This is a genomic window from Duganella sp. FT27W (genome assembly GCF_009295655.1).
GTDB lineage: Bacteria > Pseudomonadota > Gammaproteobacteria > Burkholderiales > Burkholderiaceae_D > Rugamonas > Rugamonas zoogloeoides.
In genome coordinates this window covers 796746-816822 of record NZ_WHIV01000001.1, presented here as the reverse complement: position 1 = coordinate 816822, position 20077 = coordinate 796746, and the positions used below count along the sequence as shown (strand labels likewise).

Below are 20077 nucleotides of genomic sequence, written 5' to 3'. Positions count from 1 at the left end.
CTGTTATGATTATCAGGCGGCGCGCAGCCGCCATGCAATTTATTATGTCCATCGTTGTCATCGCGGAGTAAAAATGGTTAATCCTGGGGCGGCACCTCCTGCAGGGTGGGCATGTCGGCGCCGCGCCGCGCACAGGTGATTGCCGCCGCGCGGCCGGCAAAGCGCAGTGCGGCCAGCAGTTGCGCGGGTTCCAGCGCCGCCAGCGCGGCGCGCGTGAGCAGTTGCTGACGCGCCAGGTGGGCGAGCAGCGCCGCCTGGAAGGTGTCGCCCGCCCCCACCGTATCGACCACCTCTACGCGATGCGCCGGCAAGGCGTGTGTGCCGGCCGCGCGGGTGGCTGCCAGCACGCCGTGCGCACCACGCGTCACGACCACCAGCGCCACGCCCGCGTCCAGCGCCGTGGCGATGAACTGCTCGGGCGTGGTGCCCGGATAGACCAGGCCGATATCTTCGTCGCTGATCTTGAGCAGGTCGGTCAGCGGCAGCATGGCGGCGATGGCATCGGTCCACACGTTGCGGTCCGGCTGTATGGTCAGCCGCACGTTGGGATCGAACGCGATCAGGCTGCGGCCATGCTGGCGCCGCACCAGCGCCAGCAGGGTGGACGCCACCGGCTCGACGGCCAGGCAGTACGAGCCCACGTGTATCGCCGCAGCGTCGCGCGGCACGCGGGCCAGATCGGCCGGGACAACCTGGCGCTCGGCAGTGGCATTGCCGTACAGCGTGTAGGTGGGCGCGCCACCGGCATCGACATCGACCGTCACCAGCGCGGTGGCTGCCGCCGGCCGGGGCGCCGCAGTGACATCCACGCCCTCGGCGGCCAGGGCGGCGGCCAACTTGCGGCCGAACAGGTCGTGCGACAGGCCGCCGAAGAACATGGCCGGAGCGTCCAGCCGCGCCAGGCCGACGGCCAGGTTGAATGGCGAACCGCCGATCCGCGCCGACAGCGCGTAACCTGGCGCCGTCTCGCCATCGCAAAACACATCGAACAACGCTTCTCCGCATACGACGATCATGCTACCTCCGGTACTGTGGTGATATCGGGCACGTGCGCATCCACGCGGCGGCCCTCCTGGTTGAATACATGCAGGCGCCCGGCCACGGGACCGACGCGCCAGGCGGCGCCGGTGGCGGGCGGCTCGCCGCGCACCACCACCATCAACGCCTTGTCAAGTCCGGCCACCTGCAAATGCACGTACGACTCGGCGCCCAGGCGCTCGACCAGCAGCACCTTGCCTTCGATGGCGCCATGCGGTTCCGCCGCCAGGTGCTCGGGGCGGATGCCGACCGTGACGTCGCCCGGCGCCGTACCGGCCGGGGCGCGCCAGCTCAGCCGCAATGCGCCCAGCCACAACTGGCCGCCGGCATCGATGCGCCCGGCCAGCATGTTCATGCGCGGGCTGCCGATAAAGCCGGCCACAAACACATTGGCCGGCTGGTCGTACAGGTGCATCGGCGCGCCGATCTGCTGCACGCCGGACGGTCCCAGCACCACGATGCGGTCGGCCAGGGTCATCGCCTCCACCTGGTCGTGGGTGACGTACACCATGGTGGCGCCCAGCTGCTGGTGCAGACGGGCGATTTCCACGCGCATGTCGGCGCGCAGCGCCGCATCGAGATTGGACAGCGGTTCGTCGAACAGGAACGCGCGCGGCTTGCGCACGATGGCGCGGCCGATCGCCACGCGCTGACGCTGGCCGCCGGACAATTGCGGCGGGCGCCGTTCGAGCAGGTGCTCCATCTGCAGCATCCGCGCCACGCCCTGCACCGCCACCTTGATCTCGGCCTTGGGCACCTTGGCCAGACGCAGGCCGAAGGCGATGTTCTCGAACACCGTCATGTGGGCATACAGCGCATAGCTCTGGAACACCATCGACAGGCCGCGCCTGGCGGGCGGCACGTCGTTGACGACTTCACCGCCGATGCGAATCTCGCCCGCGCTGATGTCTTCCAGGCCGGCGATCATGCGCAGCAGCGTGGACTTGCCGCAGCCCGACGGGCCGACCAGCACCACGAACTCGCCATCGTCGATGGTGAAGTCGATGCCCTTCAGGATGTACTGCGCTTCTTTTCCAGGGTAGGTCTTGCCTACGCCGTGCAATGCGATTGCTGCCATCTCAATTCCTCTTTTGGTTCAAACCGAGCGCCCATACCTTGAGCGACACGATGCGGTCGCCGTCTTGCGCGAGCAGGCCCAGGCCGTCTGCGTCGGGCCGGGCGGGATAGATGCGGCTCGTCAGGCTGAGGCGCTCGTTGACGTAGGCCTCGACCATGGAACCGTCGAGGAACAGCCGCAGCCGCAGCGGCTCGCCACCCAATACGAAGTCGCCGCCCTGCACCGGGGCGCCACCGGCGTTGTTACCGATCATGCCGGGATCTTTGGCGCCGGTCGCGGTGCGCGGCGTGGCGCTGCGGCTGCGGTCGATCTCCAGCCGGTGGCGCGCGGTATCGACATACAGTTCGGTGACTTCGGCCCCGGCTGGCGCCACGCGCACGGCGAGCCCGCGCTTGCCCGCTGCCGGCGAAGGCGCCAGTTGCAGTTCGACTTCCAGCGCCGTGCCATGCAGCCCGGCCAGCGCTGCCGCTGCCTGCGCCGCACTTACATTGCGCAGATCGAGCAACTGTGCGCGCCGCAGCGAGGCCAGTTCGGCGATCGGCGCCACCCGCAGGCCGCCGTCCACGCCAAGCGACAGCGCAATCGGCAGGCCGCCGTTATGGGCCCAGCCGGCGTCATGTTCATCCTGCAGCGACCGCTTGCCCTGGGCGATCGAGAACACGATGCTGCGCCCGGTCTTCGGATCGACAAATCCGCTGGGGCCGGAAAAATGGCCCTGGCCCACGTCGAACACGCGCGGCGCCTCCTGGTCCGGGATAAAGCGGGCGCTGGCGCGATCGAACACGCCGGTCCAGTAATATGCCTGGCCGCGCACGTCGTTGAGGAACACGTGGCGTTCGCGCCCGTCCACGCCCTGGCCGACCGGCAGCAGCACCGGCAGCTCCCAGGTGGCGTCAAAGCCGGAAAACTGTTTGGCGTCGATCGAGAACAGCGGGCCGCGCGGGGTCCAATGGTGCAAATCCGACGATTCGTACACCAGCGCGGTGCCGCTGCGCCCCGGCAGCGCCGAACCGACCAGCTGGAACCAGCGGTCGCCATCGCGGAACACGAACGGATCGCGGAATTCGCCGAAGCGGCCCTGCCCTGCGGTTTGCTCGGTGACCGGCGCCGGGTATTTGGTCCAGCGCACCAGGTCCGGATCGGTGATGTCGGCGGGCGTGGCCATGGCCGTGCGCTGGTTGGGTTTCACTGCGTCGTTGCCGGCGGTGAAGAACAGCACCGGCGTGCCGTCAGCTGCATACGTGGCGCTGCCCGACCAGACGCCGTCGGTAGCCAGGCCGTCGTCCTCGGGCGCCAGCGCGATGGGCAGCTCGCGCCATTGCACCAGGTCGGGGCTGACCCAGTGGCCCCAGTGGATCTGGTGCCAGAACGGGCCGAACGGATTTTTCTGGAAAAACAGGTGGTACTGGCCGCCGAAATAGAACGGCGCATGCGGCTCGTTCATCCAGCCTGCGTCGGGCAGCAGGTGGTAGCGCGGGCGGTCGGGGTCGCCCTCGAACGTGGCGGCGGCGATCTGCAGGTCGGCCGGCGCCAGTGTCGGCACCACGCCATGGCGCGCCTGCAAATCAGCCGTCATCAACCACGAAACAGCGCCAGCGTCGGCCGGACCGGCATCGATCCGCACTTCGTCCATCAAGCCGAGAAAGGTGTTGAGCTTGAAGACGCGGCCGATCTGCTCGGGCTGCGAATAGCGGCCCACCGTCAGCGGCAGGGCCGGCAAAGCGAACGCTGCGTCGGCCGGCGTCGCGACCTGCAACACCCGCTCGCCGTTGAGAAACAGCGCAACGCGGCGCGTGGCGGGATCATAAGTGGCGGCCACGTGCGACCACGCATCGGGGGGCAGCTTGCGGTCGTTGACGCGCGCATCGACCACAACGCTGCCGAAGCCGAGCTTGAGGCCCCAGGTGCCGAAGCGGTACACCCCGAACGACAGGCCCTGTTGCGCCCTGGTGTCGAACTGGCTCAGGAAAGCCGAGTAGTGGCCGCCGTCGCCCCACTCGAACGCGTGCGGCGCCACCCAGGCGCTGAGCGTGAAGCCGCGCGCGACCTGCGCGGCAGTCAGACCGGGGGCCGCGATGTCGGTCGAATAGCCGTCGAACAGCAGGCAGCCGCCGCGAATGCACTGGCCGGCCGGACGCCACAGCGGCGCCGAGTCGGGCTTGAAGCGGGCGCGGTTGAATACGTAATTGACCGGGTCGCGCCGTCCCGAAACCGTTTCGGCGGCCAGATGGCCGGCGCCGTCGTCGAGCGGCCAGTGGGCCAGCGGTGCGTGCGACTGGTCGGCGGCGGCAGTTGCCGGCGTTGCCGACGCTGCTGCCGATGCTGCGGGCAAGGCCAGTGCCGCCGATCCTGCCCATGTCAGCCCGATTAGTCCGGCCACGCCGGCCGCACCGGCAGCATGGACCACATCTGCCAGCCGGATCCGGCGTGCCGCTTTGCCCGACCGGCCCGAACCAGCCAGCCGCACCCACCAGCCAAGCCGGCCAGGGCCGCATGCCTTGGCGCCATTCCCCGGGGTTTCCTTGTTCATCGTGTCTCCTCGATTATTTTTATAAGCCGATGTCTATCGTTGTCATCTTGCAGCCAAAGGATGGTCCAGATGGTACAGGCCGTTCTCCATGCGCAGTGCAATCGGGTCGGTGATGCGGCCCACGAACTGGCCATCGGCGCCGGTGTCTTCGAATGCCATCAGGCAGTCGCCGCCGGTGACCGGATCGCGCAGGATTTTGCCGGCATAACGGCGGCATGGCATATCGCCATCGAGGAAACCGGGCGCCGGCTGCCATGGTCCCAGCGGATGGTCGGCCACCAGGTAGTGGGTGCCGGACACGCCGCCGCCGTGCTGCGCGCGCATCGCTTCCGACCAGTGCGGCGCGACGTTGCAGAACACGCAGTACCAGCGCCCCTCCCGCTCGAAGACCTGCGGCACTTCAAGCTGGCCGTAGTGGCCGCCCTGGTACACGGGCGGCATTGCCTGCCATTGCACCAGGTCCGGTGATACCGCGTGGCCGATCACGCCGCGCTCGTACAGGGGACCGTCGTTGCGGCGGGCCGTGAAGAACATGTGGTACACGCCGTCGATCTTCTCCGGCAGCACCCACGGGTCGCGCAGCGCGCGGTCGTGCCAGCGGCCTTCCGCGTGTTCTTCGTAATAGCGCTCGTCGAGGTCGAGCGCCAGGCCGCTGCCCACCCGCTCCCACGGGCCGTCGATGCTGGCCGCGACCGCGTGGCCGATGCGCTGGCGCATGCCGTTCTCCGCGCGGCTGGTGCCGGTGTAGAACAGGTGGTAGCCGCCGTCCACCTTGATGACCGAGCCGGTCCAGGTGGTGCAGTCGTCCCAGGCCGGCGTGGCCGACGGCGCGAACACGGTGCCCTTCGGGGTCCAGTGGCGCAGGTCGGTCGAAACGGCGTGGCCGATCGAGACATTCCAGTGGCGCAGGTCGGGATTGCCGATGGCGCGGTCGGCCTGCAGGAAGAACAGGTGCTGCTGCCCTGCTTCCTCGTAGTGCCAGAAGTCCCAGATGAATTTGTCGTTGATGTGAAGTGTCATGTTGCTTCCAAAGGTTAGCCCTTGACCCCGGCGCCCGCCACCGACGCGACAAACTGCCGCTGGAAAGCCAGGAACACCGCGAGCACGGGCAAAGTAATCACCGACGCGTAGGCCATGATCTGCCCCCACGAGTTGGTGCGTCCAAAAAACTGCTGTATGCCGGGCTGCACCGGGCGGAATGCTTCGCCCTGGATCACCATGATCGGCCACAGGTACTGGTTCCACGCCGAGATGAACAGCACGATGGCGGCGGTGGCAATCACCGGGCCGCTGTTGGGCATGATGATGCGGGCATACACGGTCCACGGTCCGGCGCCGTCCATCTTGGCCGCTTCGTCGAGCTCGGGCGGAATGTCGCGGAAAAACTGGTAGAACAGGAACACGCAAAAAGCGTTGGCCAGGAACGGAATCACCTGCACCTGCAAGCTGTTGAACCACCCCGTGTGCAGCACCAGCTGGCCGTGCTCGATGGCCGGCCACGGCAGGCGCGCAACCAGCGACAGCAGCGGGATGGCGATCACCTCGAACGGCACGATCACCATGGCCACCACCAGCGCCAGCACCAGGTTGCGGCCGCGCCAGCGCATGCGGGCAATCGAAAACGCCAGCATGCTGTTGACCAGCACACCGCCGACGACAACCAGCGCCGCGATCAGCGTGGAGTTGAGCAGGAACGACGGCAAATCGCTTTTCTCGAAAACGGCCGTGTAGTTGGCCAGCGACCAGTCGGCGGACGGCAGGTAGGCCGACCAGCGATCGAGATTGGCAAAGATCGCGCTATCGCTCTTGAACGACGAAATGAACATGAACAGCAGCGGCGCGATGAAGACGATGCCGATGGCGCTCATGGCCAGGAACAGCGCGACGTCGCGCAGGCGACTGCGCCAGGTGGTGGTCATCATTTTTCTCCTTTGGCGGCCAGGGTGCGCTGCATCCACGACAGCACCAGCACGATCGCAAAAAACACCAGGGTGATGGTCGAACCGTAACCGACATCCTGTTCCTTGAAGCCGCTGCGCACGGCGTGGTACACCACGGTGGTGGTCGAGTCGAGCGGACCGCCCGAGGTCATCACATCCACCTGGGTGAACAGCCCGAACGCCAGCAAGGTCGTCGAGACCGCCACGAATACGATGGTGTTGCGCAGGCCCGGCAAGGTGACGTGGACGAAGCGCTGCCAGGAATTGGCGCCCATCAGCTTGGCGGCTTCGTACAGCTCCGGCGAAATCGACTGCAAGCCCGCCAGGAATACCAGCATCTGGAACCCGGCGCCCTGCCAGGCCGACATTAGGGCAATCGCCGGCAGCGCGTAGCGGCTGTCGCCGAGCCAGTCGGGGCCGGCGTCGGGATTGCCCAGCAGGCCGCGCAGCAATTCGTTGAGCATGCCGCGATCGGTGTTGAGCATGAACGCCCACACGATCGACGCCACCACCATTGACGTCACCACCGGGGCGAAATAGACGGTACGGAAAAACACCCGGCCGCGTATCTTCTGGTTGACCAGGATCGCCAGCCCCAGCGCCACGCCGCACTGCAACGGCAGCACCAGCAGCGCAAACAGGAAGGTATTGATCAGCGAACGGTAGAACAGCGGATCGCTGGCAGCGAGCAGCACGCGGGCATGGCCCAGCATGGCCGGCAGGTCGAGACGAAACGCTTCGCGATACGTTGCCAGTTCGGGATGCATCTGGCGCACCTGGCGCCAGGTGGGGTAGCGCACGCCGTCGTCGTCGGTGCGTACCTGCCCATCGGCGCCGCGCAGCGGCTCGACCACCGCAACGTCGAGCGCGAGCAGGCGCTGGAAATTGGCCAGCCCCACGTAGCGGGTAGGCTCCGGCGACATCAGGCGGTGGTTGGTGAACGTGGCGCCGGCCGCCAGCAGCAGCGGCAGCGCGACGAACACGATGAACAGCAGTACCGCGGGCATTGCGAACAGCGCCACTGCCAGCGGATGGTCCTGGCCCAGTTTGATTTTCATGTTCCGTCTCCTGCCTTGCGCACGGTGAAGCCGTAGCCGTTGTTACGGGCGATGTTGTTGTCGATTGCTTCCACCGCCTCGTCCAGCGCCTCGGCCGCGTCCTTGCCGCTGCGGATGTCGGCCATGGCTTTTTCGAACGACGACGACATGGCCGGGTACGCCGGCGTTGCCGGGCGCGCTACCGCGTAGCGCTGGGCAAACTCGAAATACACGCGCCAGTCGCCACCCGGCTTGTAGTGATCGGTGAGCATGGCGCCGGCGGTGGTGACCGGCACCAGCCCGGTCATGCGCGAGGCGGCGCCGATTTCCGCCGGCGACACCAGGTGGGCGAGAAACGCCGCCGCACCGTCGGGCTGGCGGCAGCTGCGGGTAATGCCCCACTGCCACGATGCGGCGCCGATCTTCGGCCCTTTGCCGAAATCGGGCGGCGGCATGGCCACCAGGTCGGCGCCGAACTGCTCGCTGTATTCGCGCGCCTTCCAGGAGCCGGTGTAGTGGAACAGCACGCGGCCCTGCTCGAATGCGCGGTCGTCGGCCGGATGGCGCTCCACCAGCTTTTCCTTGAACAGGCGGCCGTAGTAACGGCCCACCGCCACGGCCTGGTCGCTATTGAGCACGCCATCGACGCGGACGTAGCCGCTGCGGTCGATCAGGTCGGCGCCGGCGCTTTGCAGCCACGGCGAGAATGCGTAGCTATACCACTCGCCCTTGAAGCGGCCGTTGACGTCGAGCGGAAAGCGGTACCTGCCGCTGCGTTTGGCCTGCGCCAGAATATCGTGAAACTCAGCCGCCGTGTACGGATGCTCGATGGAGGCCACGCGCACGCCTAGTGCGGACAGCTGCGAGCGCCGGGCAAACAGCGCCAGCGCCACGTCGAGCTGGCCCACGCTGTAAATGTGTCCCTTGTACATGCCGCGCCCGCCCTCGAGCAGGCCGCTCAAGGCGGATGCGGGCAGCAGCGTATCGAGCGGGCGGATGTGGCCCGCCCAGGCGAAATTGGGCACCGTGGGCTGGTCCAGCGCGATTACGCACGGCAGTTGGCCCACCATCGAGGCGGCGGTAATCGACTCGGTATAGGAGCCTTGCGGTATCGCTTCGACCACCACGCGCCAGCGCGATTGCGCCTTATTGAAGCGGTCCACCGCCGCGCGGCCGGCAGCCATTTCCAGGTCGCCGGTATCGTGGCGCCATACCTTGATGTCCACCGGCGCGGCCACTGCCGGCGCTGCCGCCATTGCTGTTGCTGCTGCCAGCGCGGCGAGCGTCAGGCGCACGCGGCTCATGCCTTGCTCCGGGTGGCCGGCGCGCCGACCGTGCCGCGCATGACCGGCGCGCACGGCACCTTGATGGTGCGCACCGCATCGGCGTCGGGCGCCAGCACGTAGCGCCCGGAGATCTCGCCGATCTCGCGGTATGGCAGTGCGACGGTGGTGAGCCCCGGATCGAGCGCCTCGGAAATCAGGCGAAAATCGTCGAAACCGACGATCGAGACATCGGCCGGCACGCGCAAGCCGCGCCGTTGCAGGATGAAGATCACGCGCATGGCCATCTTGTCGTTACCGCACAGGATGGCGGTGGGCCGGTCGGCGCTGGCAAACAGGCGGTCCACCGCGCCGGACAGGTGGGCGAATTCGTTGGCGTCGTCCGCTTCGGCGCCATGGATCAGCCAGGCGGGATCGGGCGCGACGCCATGTTCGCGCATGGCGCGGTGGAAGCCGCGCTGGCGCAGGTCGGTCGCCACCATGCCCGAAATCAGCTGCAGGAAGGCGATCTTGCGGTGCCCCGCCTGCAGCACCATTTGCGCAGCGGCATATCCTCCCCCTTCATCGTCGGGCACGACCTGCATGTGGTGCTGCGCGGCTTCGAAGCAGTTGGCCAGGGCCGTGGGGGTGCCGCCCAGCGCGGCCGACAGCGTGACCTGGCGGTGGAATGGCGTGGCAAACAGGATCGCCTCCACGCGGCGCTCGCGCATGTCGGCCACCAGGCGCCGGGCCACGTCCGGATGGCCGCCGGTCTCGCCGATGAGCATGACTTTGCCCATCTGCTCGCACACCTGCTGGATGCCCTTGATGATCTCGGTGGAATCCGGCGTGGTGGTCAGCTTCTCGGCAATCACTGCCACCAGCCCGGTTGGCCGCCCGCGCAACATGCGCGCTGCGGCTGAAGGCGAAAATTCGAGCGCCTGCATGGCCTGCTCGATGCGGGTGCGGGTTTTGAGCGATACCTCGGTACCGCCGTTTAGCACCCGCGACACGGTTTTGATGGATACGCCCGCTTTTTCAGCGACATCATGAATCGTCGACACACCGTCTCCTCTGCTGCTGTTTTTGGAATCGACTCGGCTGCAACCTGAAAATGTCCAACGTTGTCATTTTTAGCGATGATAAGCAGCCGTGAGAAAAATGTCAACGCAAAAAACCATTGCGAATTTTGTCCCGACTACGTGGCTGGCCTGCGTTCGGTTTCAACTTTTTTGTGTTTTCGCTACGTGAATTGGTACGTACACGAACACACAGAACCAGGCAGCGCCGTTAATCTCGATCCGGAACTCTGATCGGCGCACCGTGCGCCGCTTGACAACTTACCGGGAATTTTCAATGACACGCAACTTCACTCTTTCCGCTGTAGCCCTGGGCGCCCTGCTCTGCACCAACGCCGCCTTCGCAGCGGCCCCGGCCACGCCCCCAAAAGCCGACGCCAGCATGCAAAAAGTGCTCGATGCACTAGCCGCACTTGGCGGCAAGCCGATCGAAACGCTGACGCCGGAAGCAGCGCGCAAACAGCCCACGCCGGCCGATGCGGTCAAAAAAGTATTGACCGACATGGGCAAGAGCACCGCGCCGGAAGCGGGCGTCACCGTCAAGCAGATGACCGTCAAAGGCCCGGCCGGCGACTTCCCCGTGCATATCTACACGCCCGAGGGCAAAGGCCCGTTCCCGGTGATGGTGTACTACCACGGCGGCGGCTTCGTGATCGCCGATACCAAGGTGTACGACGCTTCGCCACGCGCGCTGGCCAAGATGGCCAAGGCCATCATCGTGTCGGCCGACTATCACCGCGCGCCGGAAAACAAGTTCCCGGCCGCACCTGGCGACGCCTATGCAGCCTACACCTGGACCCTGGAACACGCCAAGGAATTCAATGGCGACCCGGCCCGGGTAGCTGTCGGTGGCGAGAGCGCGGGCGGTAACCTGGCCACCGTGGTCTCGATCATGGCGCGTGACAAGAAGGCGACGCTGCCGGTACACCAGTTGCTGGTGTACCCAGTGGTGGACAACGACATGACGCGTCCGTCCTACGTGACCAATGCCGCTGCCAAGCCGCTCAACAAGCCGATGATGGAGTGGTTCTTCAAGCACTACGCCGCCGATCCGAAGAGCCCGATGGCGCTGCCGCTCAAGAACGCCGACCTCAAAGGCCTGCCGTCGGCGACCGTCATTGCCGCTGAAATCGATCCGCTGCTGTCCGAAGGCAAGGCCTACGCCGACGCCCTGCAAAAGGCCGGCGTGCCAGTGACCTACAAGCTGTACAACGGTGTCACCCACGAATTCTTCGGCATGGGCGCCGTGGTGCCGAAAGCAAAGGACGCCGAGCAATTCGCGGCCGATGCGCTGACCAAAGCATTCGCGGCGAAAAAGTAAGGCGGAAACCGCAGCCCGGCTATCCCGGGCTGCGGTGCAATCATGCGGAACCTCGCAGAAAAATTACATTACACTGGTGAAAAATCACCTGTCGAATGTATGCCGCACAATTCCGCTCCGCACGCTGTCGCACTCGGTGATGCCCAGACCATCCTGGACAGCATCACCGACGCTTTTTTTACGCTGAACCGCAACTGGGAGTTCGCCTATGTCAATCGGCGTACCGAGCAGGTGCTGGGACATGCCGCCAGTGACCTGATCGGCCGCAGCATCTGGGAGGTATTTCCGGGAACTGTCGGCAGCGAGTTCGAGCGCGTGTGTCGCGCAACGGCAAGCACGCGCACCGCGGCCAGCTTCCACGCCTATTACCCCGATCATGACCGCTGGTACGACGTCAACGTCTATCCGGCCGAGGGTGGTTTGTCAATCTATTTCCGCGACATCACCGAGCGCATGAAGGAAGAAGCACTGCGCCAGGCGTTGTCGAACCTGAGCGACCTGCTGCGCAATCTGACCACGCCGGAGGATATCGCCATGAGCGCCGCCGAAGCGCTGGGGCGGGCCTTGGGTGCGAGCCGGGTCGGTTACGCCACCATCGACGCCAACGCCGAGACCTTGCACGTCGTGCGCGAATGGCATGCGGCCGGTATCGCACCGCAGGCCGAGCAGCTCTCGCTGCACGATGTCGGTCTGCACATCGATGATCTCAAGCAAGGAAAACCCATCGTCGCCGAGGGTGATGCGGCCAGTGCAGGCACCGCAACCGCCTCGGTCAGCGTTCCTGTGCTTGAGCGGGGCCGGCTGGGCGATTGTTCTGCGCCAGGTAAAACACCTGACCGCCCTGGTCGATGACCTGGTGGATGTGTCGCGAGTGACGCAAGGGCTGGTCGATATCGAGAAGGTGCCGCTGGACCTGGCGCCGGTGGTGGACAGCGCGATAGAACAGGTGCGCTCCTTTATCGAATCCCGCCAGCAGCAACTGCGCGTGCACGTCGCCCCGGACCCGGTTTTTGTGCTGGGCGACCATAAACGCCTGGTGCAGATCGTCACCAACCTGCTCGGCAATGCGACCAAGTACACGCCGCCGGGCGGCGCCATCGACATCAAGGTGACTGCAACGGTGGACACCATCACGTTGTCGGTGGAGGACAACGGTATCGGCATGGCGACGGAACTGCAATCACGGGTTTTCGAGTTGTTCACCCAGGCCAAGCGCACTTCCGACCGCTCCCAGCGGCCTGGGTATCGGCATGGCGCTGGCGAAAAGCCTGACCGAAATGCACGGCGGGGAGATCAGCTGTTTCAGCAATGGGGAAGGCGCTGGCAGCCGCTTCACGGTGACGCTGCCGAAACATCTGCCGTTGAACGGTGATTTATCTGCCCAGGCCCGACCGGTTGAACCGTGGCAGCTACCATCGAGTGGACCGTTGCGCATCATGGTCGTCGATGACAATGAAGAGGCGGCCAGCACGCTGGCCCAGTACCTGGAAGCATACGGCCACCAGACCTTCGTGGAACACCTGCCCGGCAGCGCCCTGCTTAGCGCCGCGCTGGAAAAGCCAGAAGTCTGCATCCTCGACATCGGTTTGCCGGAAATGGATGGCAACGAGCTGGCGCGCGGTTGAGGAGCCAGCCGGAGACAAAACATGCGTTACTGGTGGCACTGACCGGCTATGCGCAGGAAAAAGACAAACTGGCGACCCAGGCGGCAGGCTTCGACCAGTTCTTTTCCAAGCCGCTCGATAACGGAAAATTGCTGGCGTTGCTGCGGCAACCGCACAGGCAGAGCGAATAAGAAAGCGGAAAGCAGGAAAAGTCGGGGCGCTAAGTCCCGTTTCTTGAAGTACTATTCTCGATCTCTTATTATTTCGTTGAGTTTCAATAAAAAGGATCTTCATGCGACCGTCACTGGCACTTGACCTCAAGCGAAATGCCGTTCGTGAAGCAACGAGCCGCTTTCGCACGGCGAACCCTCGTATCTTTGGCTCCGTGCTACATGGCACCGATCAGGACGGTAGCGATCTGGATCTGCTCGTTGACGCTCTACCAGGCGCAACATTGTTTGATCTTGGCGGCCTGCAGGCGGAACTGGAAGCGCTCCTGGGGATACACGTGGATCTGTTGACGCCTGCCGACCTGTCTCCAAAATTCCGTGCCCAGGTACTCGCGGAGGCCCAGCCGGTATGAACGAAAATCGCCTTCCTGATTACCTGGACCATATGCAACAGGCCGCCCAGGACGCATGCAGCTTTGTTGAAGGATTGGATCGAGCCAATTTCCTCGCGGACAAGCGTACCCAGCAGGCCGTTATCATGAGCCTCATCATTATCGGCGAAGCTGCAACCAAGGTGATGGACGGTTATGCCAATTTTATCCAGGCGCACCCCGACGTACCGTGGCGCAGCATGCGAGGGATGCGCAATCGCATCGCTCACGGCTATTTCGACATCAACCTCGATGTGGTGTGGGAAACGGTGCAGACAGCGCTGCCTGCTCTGTTGGAGCAACTACCTGCCGTGCGCCATGATGCTGACGTTGAGTAGCGAATCAGGAACATTGAAAAGCTGAAATTTTTCAATTTACTGTTTTGCAATAATTGTCGGCACCGCATCACCCAGGCACTGCGCCGGCACAAATGCCACCTTGTCCCGCTCAGCCAGGCGCATCCCGGCAGGCGCCAGTGCGATCGTGTATTTGCGTAGCCGCATGGTGCCGTACTGTACCGCCACGAAGCGGGTGCCGGCCAGTTGGCCGGCATCGAGCGCCACCAGGCAATCGGGCAGCTTCGCGGGACGCTCGCCGTCGGCGTACACCTTGTCGATGTAGCCGTGCCGTTGGTCGGCGGGCCCGTACGTGGCGCAGCCACTCGTGGCCGCCACTATGGCTACCGCCACCATGCTGCGTAGTCTGTTCATGTTCAGTTCCTTTCGATATCAGTCGATCGTCCACAGCGCGTGGGCATCAAGCTGCACGCGCGCGGCGGCGGCCAGTGCCGCGATTTGGGCGGTTTGCGCGGCCAGCGTGGTGTCCAGCGCCTGGCGGCGGCTCAGCAGCGCGTCGCTCAAGCTCGCTTCACCGGCCTGCCAGGCGCGCTCCATCAACTGCGCCTGGCGGGCGCTTTGCTGCGCCACCTGGCGCAGGCTGGTCCAGGCCTGGTAAGTATGGCGTTGCGCGGCTACCGCGCGCTGGGCATCGAGCTGCACCCGGATTTTCACCTGGCTGACCCGCTCTTCCGCCATGCGGGCGCGCACGGCAGCGGCGTCGCCCTCGGCGGTGCGGGCGGCGCCACCGAGCGGGATCGACAGGCTCACGCCCAGCGTGCGTTCCTGGCCGTCGCGTTCGCGCGTGCTGCGGATGCCCAGCACCGGATCGGGCATGCGTTCGCTGGCGGCGCGGCGCGCCTTCAATGCCTGGAACTGCGCTTCCACCTCGGCCAGTTCCAGTTCGTGGTTGTCGTCGGTGATGCGGGCGACCCGCGTTGGCATGTCGTCCTGGTCCCCTTGCGGTTCCGGCAGGCGGTCCAGTTGCGGTTGCGGTAGCTGGCGGTAGGTGGTCGATAGCAGTGCCAGCGCCTGCGCGGCGTCGTGGCGGGCTTGCGCCAGCAGCACTTCGGACCGGGCCAGTTCGGTCCCGGTCTGCATCACTTCCAGTGCCGGACTGTCGCCAGATTTGACGCGCAGCTCGGCGGCCGCTTGCAGCTGCTGCACCAGCGCGTGCTGTTCGGCCAGGCGCTGCACGGTGGCGAGCGCACGCAGGGCGTCGTACCAGTCCTGCATCAGGCTGCGGCACGCTTCGTGCCAGGCGTCGGCGCGTTGGGCCTGCGCCAGCGTCACGCCTTTCTCGCCGATCTTGCGGTCCTGGTCCGCCTTGCCGAACCAGCGGATGCCGCGCTCCAGGCCCAGTTCCTGTTCCTTGTAGCGCCGCTCGCCCTCCACGCGGCGCTGCGAGGCGCCAGCGCGGACCGTCCATTCGTGGGTGCCGGCATTGAGCCTGGCCTGTTCGGCGGTGGCCAGCTCCTGCTCCATGGTCCCCAGCCGCAATGGCGGCAATGACTCCAGCGTGCGGCGTACCGCCTGCTCGGGCGGCAGCGCGTACAGCAGGTCGCCGGCCAGCGGCAGGCTGGCGCCGGCGGCGTTGGGGGCCGGCAGCAGGCTGGTGCTGGCGACATTGGCTGCATTGGCTGCATTGGCTGCATTGGCTGCATTGGCTGCGCCGGCCACCAGCGCGCAGGCCAGCACTATCCCGGTCAAAACCGTTCTCATGCCAGCCTCCCGCTAGCCAGCAAGGGGCTCATCCAGTAATCGACATCGGGCGCCGGCATCTCGGCGGCCAGCGCCGCGATCAGCAGTTGCAGTTCGGCGTACACGCCGGCAATCAGCACCAGCTTGCGCGCGCTGCGGCCCTGCACCAGCTCCATTGCCGATTGCAGCCGCGCGCCCTGCCCCATGCCCTGCGCGGCGATGATGGAAAAACCACCTGCCCACTTCGGATGCAGCAGCAAAAAATCGAGGATGTCTTCTTCCAGGCTGACGGGAATCACCAGCGTCAGCAGGGTATCGTTGGTTAAAATCTTCATTCAGTTTCCAATCGGGCAGGCATGCCGAAACGGCGGAACAGCAACGGCAACAGGATCAGCGTCAGCAAGGTGGCGCTGAGCAGGCCGCCAATGACGACGATGGCCAGCGGCTTCTGGATTTCCGAGCCGGGGCCGGTGGCCAGCAGCAGCGGCACCAGGCCCAGGCCGGTGATACAGGCGGTCATCATCACCGGGCGCAGGCGCCGCAGCGCGCCCTGGGTGACCACCTCCGCCAGCGGCACGCCGCGCGCCACCATCTGGTTGAAGCACGTGATCATCACCAGGCCGTTGAGGACGGCAATGCCCATCAGCGCGATAAAGCCCACCGAGGCCGGCACCGACAGGTATTCGCCAGTCACCGCCAGCGCCACCACGCCGCCGATCAGCGCGAACGGAATGTTCACGAACACCAGCACCGCCTGTCGCACGCTGCCCAGGGTACTGAACAGCAGCAGGAAAATCAGCGCCAGCGCCGCCGGCACTACCACCGCCAGCCGCGCCGCCGCCCGTTGCTGGTTCTCGAACTGGCCGCCCCACGACAGGCGGTAACCGGCCGGCAGCTTGACCTGCTGCGCCACCGCAGCCTTGGCTTCCTCGACAAAGCCGACCAGGTCGCGGCCACGCACGTTGGCGCGCACCACGGCCAGCCGGCTGCCGTTCTCGCGCTCCACCTTGACCGGGCCATCGACCGCACGCAGCGCGGCGATCTGGCTCAGCGGCACCGAGTGGCCATCGGCCAGCGGGATGCGCATCTGGCGGAACAGCTCGGGCGACATGCGCAGGTCGTCGCCACCGCGCAGCAGCAGCGGCAGGCGCTGGGCGCCGTCGATGACGATGCCGGCCGTGCGGCCCTCGATCATGGTGCGCAGGTCGTTCTGCACCTGCTCGGCGGTGAGGTTGAGACGGCCGGCAGCCACGCGGTCGATATCGACCAGCATGTACTGCACGCCTTCGTTCTTCACGGTGAGCACGTCTTCGCTGCCGCGCAGCGCCTGCACCACGCCGACAATTTTTTCGGCCAGCTCGCCCAGCTGGTGCGTGTCCGGACCGAAGATCTTGATGGCCAGGTCGCCGCGTACGCCGGACAGCATTTCCGACGTGCGCATCTCGATCGGCTGGGTAAAGCTGAAATTGATGCCGGGGAAATCGGCGGTGGCCTGGCGCAGGGCGTCGATCAGGTCTTCCTTGTCGGGGCTGCGCCATTCATCGCGCGGTTTCAGGACCAGGAAGGAATCGGTTTCGTTGGGACCCATCGGATCGAGGCCCAGTTCATCGGTACCGAGGCGGGCGACGATGCGCGTCACTTCCGGCACCTGCTGCAGGATGCGGCGCTGGATCGCCAGGTCCTGGTCAGTCGATTCGGCCAGGCCGATCGACGGCAGCTTCTCCGATTGCATGATCAGGTCGCCCTCTTCCAGCACCGGCATGAACGATTTGCCTACCACCATGAACAGGCCCACGGCCACCACCAGCGCCACGCCGGCCGCCGTCATCACCAGCCGCTCGCGCCCCAGCGCGCGCGTGAGCACCGCCTGGTACACGCCTTCCATCCACACCACGATACGCGGCGCCGGGCCGTGATGGGCCTTGAGCAGCAGCGACGACAGCACCGGAATTACCGTGAGCGACAGCAGCAGCGAGGCGCCCAGTGCGAAGATGATGGTCATGGCCACCGGCGCGAACATCTTGCCTTCCAGTCCCTGTAACGTCAGCAGAGGAATGAACACCACCATGATCACCACCATGCCGGCCGTGACCGGCACGGCCACCTCGCGCACCGCGCGGTAGATCACGTGCAGCCACGACATGCCCGGCTGCGCCTTGCTGCTGTGCGCTTCGATGTTTTCCACCACCACCACCGCCGCATCGACCAGCATGCCGATGGCAATCGCCAGGCCGCCCAGCGACATCAGGTTGGCACTGAGGCCAAACTGCCGCATCAGCAGGAAGGTGCCAAGCGCCGACAGCGGCAAGATGCACGCCACCACCACCGCCGCCCGCACATTGCCGAGGAAGATGTACAGCAGCACCACGACCAGCACCGTCGCCTCCAACAACGCCTTGCCGACGGTGCCGACCGCGCGCTCCACCAGGTGGCCGCGATCATAGAAGGTGTTGATGGTGGTGCCGGCGGGGAGCGTTTTGCCGATGTCGGCCAGCCGCGCACGCACCTGGTCCACCACGTCGAGCGCATTGGCGCCGCGCATGGCCAGCACCAGGCCCTGCACCGCCTCGCCGGTACCGTTTTGCGTGACCGTGCCGTAGCGCGTGAGCGCGCCGATGCGCACCTGCGCCACCTGGCCCACCGTCACGGCCACGCCATCGCGGCTGATGATGGCGATCGCCGCCACGTCGGCCAGGTTGCGCACGCTGGAGTCGCTGCGGATCAGGAACGATTCCTCACCGCTGTTCAGGCGGCCGGCGCCATCGCTGCGGTTGTTCGCCTGCAGCGCCTGTTCCAGCTGGTCGAGCGACACCTTGCGCGCCGCCAGCGCGGCCAGGTCGGGAATCACCTCGAAGCTGCGTACTTCGCCACCCAGCGAGTTGACATCGGCCACGCCGGGAATATTGCGTAGCTGCGGGCGGATGGTCCACTCGAGCAGCGTGCGCTTTTCCATCAGCGACAGCGGACCGTCGATAGTGAACATGAACACGTCGCCCAGCGGCGTGGTGATCGGCGCCAGGCCGCCGCTGGCCGATGCCGGCAGGTCCTGCAGCACTGCGGCCAACCGCTCGGTGGCCTGCTGGCGCGCCCAGTACATATCGGTGCCATCGTCGAAATTGAGCGTGATGTCGGCAATCGCGTACTTCGATTGCGAACGCAGCACCGCCTGGTGCGGTATGCCCAGCAGTTCCTGTTCGATCGGCGCGACGATGCGGGTTTCCACTTCTTCCGGGGTCATGCCGGGCGCCTTCATGATGATTTTGACCTGGGTGCTGGAGACGTCCGGGAAAGCGTCGATCGACAGCTCACCGACCGCCCTGGCGCCGGCCAGCACCATCAATATCGCCAGCACCAGGACCAGCAGCCGCTGCGCCAGCGACAGGGCAATCAGACGGCCCAGCATTATGGCTGTCCTTTGGCGGCAGGCGCCACCGGCGCCTCGGCTGCGGGTTCACCGAGACCGCTCCACGCGCCCTTGATGGCGGCCACGCCGCGCATTGCCACCGGCGCGCCATCCTTGATGGCGCCACGCACCCAGACCAGCTCACCGGCAGTGGCGCCCGGTTGCACCGGCACCGCCTCGAAGCCCTGCGCGTTGCGGACGAAGACGTAGCTGGCCGCGCCGCGCCGCGCCAGCGCGGCGGTCGGCACCGCCAGCGCGCCGGTCTGCGTGCGCGCACGCGCCAGGCGCGCCTCGACAAACGCGTTGAGCTTGAGGCAGTTGTTGCGCTCTTGCTGCGCCGCGCGCACCAGCGCGGTCTGGTTGACGCCATTGACCAGCGGAGAAATCGCGCTGATGCGCACCTGGCACCCTTCGGCCACGGTCAACCGGTCGCCCACCGCCAGCGCCGCCAGTTGCTGGCGCGAGGCTTGCAGTTCGACCCAGAGCGGACCGTCGCGCACGATCTTCGCCACGCTGGCGCCGGGTTCGGCCTGCTGGCCGACCGCCAGCGGCATCTCGATTACCGTGCCGGCCGCCGGCGCGCGCACCGTCAGCAGGGGACTCAGACGCTGGCTGGCCGGCAGGGCCGCCAGCGCTGCTGCGCTCATGCCACCCGAGCGCAGCGCCTGCGCGTGCTGGTGCACGGCCAGTTGCGCCAGTTGCGCGGCCGAGCGGCTTTCGTCGAGGCGCGCGCGGGCGATGATGCCGTCGGCATGCAGACTTTCGTCGCGGGCCAGCTTGTCGGCTGCCAGGCGTGCACGCGCCGACAGCTCCACGTAGTCGCGCTGCAGTTCCATCCAGGGCTGGCTGAACAGGGTCGCCAGCGGCGCACCGGCCTTGACCGCCTGCAGCGTGGCGACGTGCACTTCCTGTACCATACCGCCCCAGGCCGTGCCGCTGACGATCATCGCGGTGGCCGATGGCACCACGGTGCCGGACAGCACCACGGCATCGCCGTCCATGCCGCCCGCTTCAGGCAAGCGGGCCAGCGCCGGCGTAGTCTGGATGCCGGCGCGCTGAATCTGCGCGGCGGTGATGGCCACCTGCTCAGGCCGGGCGGCCGGCACCACTGCGGTGGCAGCGGCGGACATGAGTAATAATGCGTTGAA

19 protein-coding genes and 1 pseudogene are annotated in these 20077 nt (G+C 66.1%); 7 read left to right on the top strand and 13 right to left on the bottom strand.

Features of this window, described 5'->3' with window-relative positions:
- Nucleotides 1-77: 77 nt before the first annotated feature.
- From F8197_RS03535 to F8197_RS03500, 8 genes are read right to left on the bottom strand one after another with little or no spacing between them, the layout of a single operon-like run.
- A complete protein-coding gene (locus F8197_RS03535) occupies nt 78-1016 on the bottom strand; it encodes a carbohydrate kinase (protein ID WP_152879998.1) in 939 nt (312 codons plus the stop codon).
- Complete coding sequence (locus F8197_RS03530) at nt 1013-2116, bottom strand: ABC transporter ATP-binding protein (RefSeq protein WP_152879996.1); 1104 nt, start codon at nt 2114-2116, stop codon at nt 1013-1015. The genes F8197_RS03535 and F8197_RS03530 overlap by 4 nt, the downstream gene beginning before the upstream one ends.
- Before the next feature lies 1 nt (nt 2117).
- Nucleotides 2118-4646: a GH32 C-terminal domain-containing protein gene (locus tag F8197_RS03525; protein WP_152879994.1), complete on the bottom strand. Its 2529-nt coding sequence runs from the start codon at nt 4644-4646 to the stop codon at nt 2118-2120.
- Nucleotides 4647-4688: 42 nt separating this feature from the next.
- Nucleotides 4689-5666 carry a family 43 glycosylhydrolase gene (locus F8197_RS03520; protein ID WP_152879992.1) on the bottom strand — a complete coding sequence of 326 codons (978 nt, stop codon included), beginning with the start codon at nt 5664-5666 and terminating at the stop codon, nt 4689-4691.
- Nucleotides 5667-5680: 14 nt separating this feature from the next.
- On the bottom strand, nt 5681-6568 hold the full coding sequence (locus tag F8197_RS03515; protein WP_193333317.1) for a carbohydrate ABC transporter permease: 888 nt from the start codon (nt 6566-6568) through the stop codon (nt 5681-5683).
- A complete protein-coding gene (locus F8197_RS03510; protein WP_227012040.1) occupies nt 6565-7644 on the bottom strand; it encodes a carbohydrate ABC transporter permease in 1080 nt (359 codons plus the stop codon). The genes F8197_RS03515 and F8197_RS03510 overlap by 4 nt, the downstream gene beginning before the upstream one ends.
- Nucleotides 7641-8927, bottom strand: coding sequence for an extracellular solute-binding protein (locus tag F8197_RS03505; RefSeq protein WP_152879990.1), 1287 nt, complete (start codon nt 8925-8927; stop codon nt 7641-7643). Before F8197_RS03505 ends, F8197_RS03510 begins: the two co-directional genes overlap by 4 nt.
- A complete protein-coding gene (locus tag F8197_RS03500; protein ID WP_152879988.1) occupies nt 8924-9949 on the bottom strand; it encodes a LacI family DNA-binding transcriptional regulator in 1026 nt (341 codons plus the stop codon). The genes F8197_RS03505 and F8197_RS03500 overlap by 4 nt, the downstream gene beginning before the upstream one ends.
- Before the next feature lie 292 nt (nt 9950-10241).
- On the opposite strand from F8197_RS03500, the gene F8197_RS03495 reads away from it, so the two are divergent.
- From F8197_RS03495 to F8197_RS03470, 7 genes and pseudogenes are all read left to right on the top strand, one after another.
- On the top strand, nt 10242-11285 hold the full coding sequence (locus F8197_RS03495) for an alpha/beta hydrolase (RefSeq protein ID WP_227012039.1): 1044 nt from the start codon (nt 10242-10244) through the stop codon (nt 11283-11285).
- 42 nt (nt 11286-11327) lie between these two features.
- Nucleotides 11328-12137: a PAS domain-containing protein gene (locus F8197_RS03490; protein WP_152879986.1), complete on the top strand. Its 810-nt coding sequence runs from the start codon at nt 11328-11330 to the stop codon at nt 12135-12137.
- Nucleotides 12025-12577 (top strand): annotated as a pseudogene (locus F8197_RS03485) (sensor histidine kinase); the annotation flags it as partial. The gene F8197_RS03490 and the pseudogene F8197_RS03485, both read left to right, overlap by 113 nt.
- A 144-nt stretch (nt 12578-12721) precedes the next feature.
- Complete coding sequence (locus F8197_RS28480) at nt 12722-12910, top strand: response regulator (RefSeq protein WP_227012106.1); 189 nt, start codon at nt 12722-12724, stop codon at nt 12908-12910.
- Between the two features lie 32 nt (nt 12911-12942).
- Nucleotides 12943-13080: a hypothetical protein gene (locus F8197_RS28475; RefSeq protein ID WP_193333314.1), complete on the top strand. Its 138-nt coding sequence runs from the start codon at nt 12943-12945 to the stop codon at nt 13078-13080.
- Nucleotides 13081-13181: 101 nt separating this feature from the next.
- Nucleotides 13182-13472, top strand: a complete 291-nt coding sequence (locus F8197_RS03475) for a nucleotidyltransferase family protein (RefSeq protein WP_152879980.1) — start codon at nt 13182-13184, stop codon at nt 13470-13472.
- The gene (locus F8197_RS03470; protein ID WP_152879978.1) at nt 13469-13828 is read left to right on the top strand and encodes a DUF86 domain-containing protein; all 360 of its coding nucleotides are present in this window, start codon (nt 13469-13471) and stop codon (nt 13826-13828) included. The genes F8197_RS03475 and F8197_RS03470 overlap by 4 nt, the downstream gene beginning before the upstream one ends.
- 36 nt (nt 13829-13864) lie before the next feature.
- Here the strand turns inward: F8197_RS03470 and F8197_RS03465 are convergent, their stop codons facing one another.
- Genes F8197_RS03465 through F8197_RS03445 form a run of 5 tightly spaced genes read right to left on the bottom strand, consistent with a single transcriptional unit; the run spans nt 13865 to nt 20059 of the window.
- The gene (locus F8197_RS03465) at nt 13865-14200 is read right to left on the bottom strand and encodes a hypothetical protein (RefSeq protein WP_152879976.1); all 336 of its coding nucleotides are present in this window, start codon (nt 14198-14200) and stop codon (nt 13865-13867) included.
- A gap of 18 nt (nt 14201-14218) precedes the next feature.
- The gene (locus tag F8197_RS03460; RefSeq protein WP_152879973.1) at nt 14219-15547 is read right to left on the bottom strand and encodes a TolC family protein; all 1329 of its coding nucleotides are present in this window, start codon (nt 15545-15547) and stop codon (nt 14219-14221) included.
- Nucleotides 15544-15861 carry a DUF3240 family protein gene (locus F8197_RS03455; protein ID WP_152879970.1) on the bottom strand — a complete coding sequence of 106 codons (318 nt, stop codon included), beginning with the start codon at nt 15859-15861 and terminating at the stop codon, nt 15544-15546. Before F8197_RS03455 ends, F8197_RS03460 begins: the two co-directional genes overlap by 4 nt.
- Nucleotides 15858-18929, bottom strand: coding sequence for an efflux RND transporter permease subunit (locus F8197_RS03450; RefSeq protein ID WP_152879968.1), 3072 nt, complete (start codon nt 18927-18929; stop codon nt 15858-15860). The genes F8197_RS03455 and F8197_RS03450 overlap by 4 nt, the downstream gene beginning before the upstream one ends.
- Nucleotides 18929-20059: an efflux RND transporter periplasmic adaptor subunit gene (locus tag F8197_RS03445; protein ID WP_152879966.1), complete on the bottom strand. Its 1131-nt coding sequence runs from the start codon at nt 20057-20059 to the stop codon at nt 18929-18931. The genes F8197_RS03450 and F8197_RS03445 overlap by 1 nt, the downstream gene beginning before the upstream one ends.
- Nucleotides 20060-20077 lie beyond the last annotated feature (18 nt).

What these genes read in the sequence shown, in the direction of transcription:
- F8197_RS03535 (WP_152879998.1), bottom strand. Translation starts at nt 1,016, where the DNA reads ATGATCGTCGTATGCGGAGAAGCGTTGTTCGATGTGTTTTGCGATGGC.
- F8197_RS03530 (WP_152879996.1), bottom strand. Translation starts at nt 2,116, where the DNA reads ATGGCAGCAATCGCATTGCACGGCGTAGGCAAGACCTACCCTGGAAAA.
- F8197_RS03525 (WP_152879994.1), bottom strand. Translation starts at nt 4,646, where the DNA reads ATGAACAAGGAAACCCCGGGGAATGGCGCCAAGGCATGCGGCCCTGGC.
- F8197_RS03520 (WP_152879992.1), bottom strand. Translation starts at nt 5,666, where the DNA reads ATGACACTTCACATCAACGACAAATTCATCTGGGACTTCTGGCACTAC.
- F8197_RS03515 (WP_193333317.1), bottom strand. Translation starts at nt 6,568, where the DNA reads ATGATGACCACCACCTGGCGCAGTCGCCTGCGCGACGTCGCGCTGTTC.
- F8197_RS03510 (WP_227012040.1), bottom strand. Translation starts at nt 7,644, where the DNA reads ATGAAAATCAAACTGGGCCAGGACCATCCGCTGGCAGTGGCGCTGTTC.
- F8197_RS03505 (WP_152879990.1), bottom strand. Translation starts at nt 8,927, where the DNA reads ATGAGCCGCGTGCGCCTGACGCTCGCCGCGCTGGCAGCAGCAACAGCA.
- F8197_RS03495 (WP_227012039.1), top strand. Translation starts at nt 10,242, where the DNA reads ATGACACGCAACTTCACTCTTTCCGCTGTAGCCCTGGGCGCCCTGCTC.
- F8197_RS03490 (WP_152879986.1), top strand. Translation starts at nt 11,328, where the DNA reads ATGCGGAACCTCGCAGAAAAATTACATTACACTGGTGAAAAATCACCT.
- F8197_RS28480 (WP_227012106.1), top strand. Translation starts at nt 12,722, where the DNA reads ATGGTCGTCGATGACAATGAAGAGGCGGCCAGCACGCTGGCCCAGTAC.
- F8197_RS03475 (WP_152879980.1), top strand. Translation starts at nt 13,182, where the DNA reads ATGCGACCGTCACTGGCACTTGACCTCAAGCGAAATGCCGTTCGTGAA.
- F8197_RS03470 (WP_152879978.1), top strand. Translation starts at nt 13,469, where the DNA reads ATGAACGAAAATCGCCTTCCTGATTACCTGGACCATATGCAACAGGCC.
- F8197_RS03465 (WP_152879976.1), bottom strand. Translation starts at nt 14,200, where the DNA reads ATGAACAGACTACGCAGCATGGTGGCGGTAGCCATAGTGGCGGCCACG.
- F8197_RS03460 (WP_152879973.1), bottom strand. Translation starts at nt 15,547, where the DNA reads ATGAGAACGGTTTTGACCGGGATAGTGCTGGCCTGCGCGCTGGTGGCC.
- F8197_RS03455 (WP_152879970.1), bottom strand. Translation starts at nt 15,861, where the DNA reads ATGAAGATTTTAACCAACGATACCCTGCTGACGCTGGTGATTCCCGTC.
- F8197_RS03450 (WP_152879968.1), bottom strand. Translation starts at nt 18,929, where the DNA reads ATGCTGGGCCGTCTGATTGCCCTGTCGCTGGCGCAGCGGCTGCTGGTC.
- F8197_RS03445 (WP_152879966.1), bottom strand. Translation starts at nt 20,059, where the DNA reads ATGTCCGCCGCTGCCACCGCAGTGGTGCCGGCCGCCCGGCCTGAGCAG.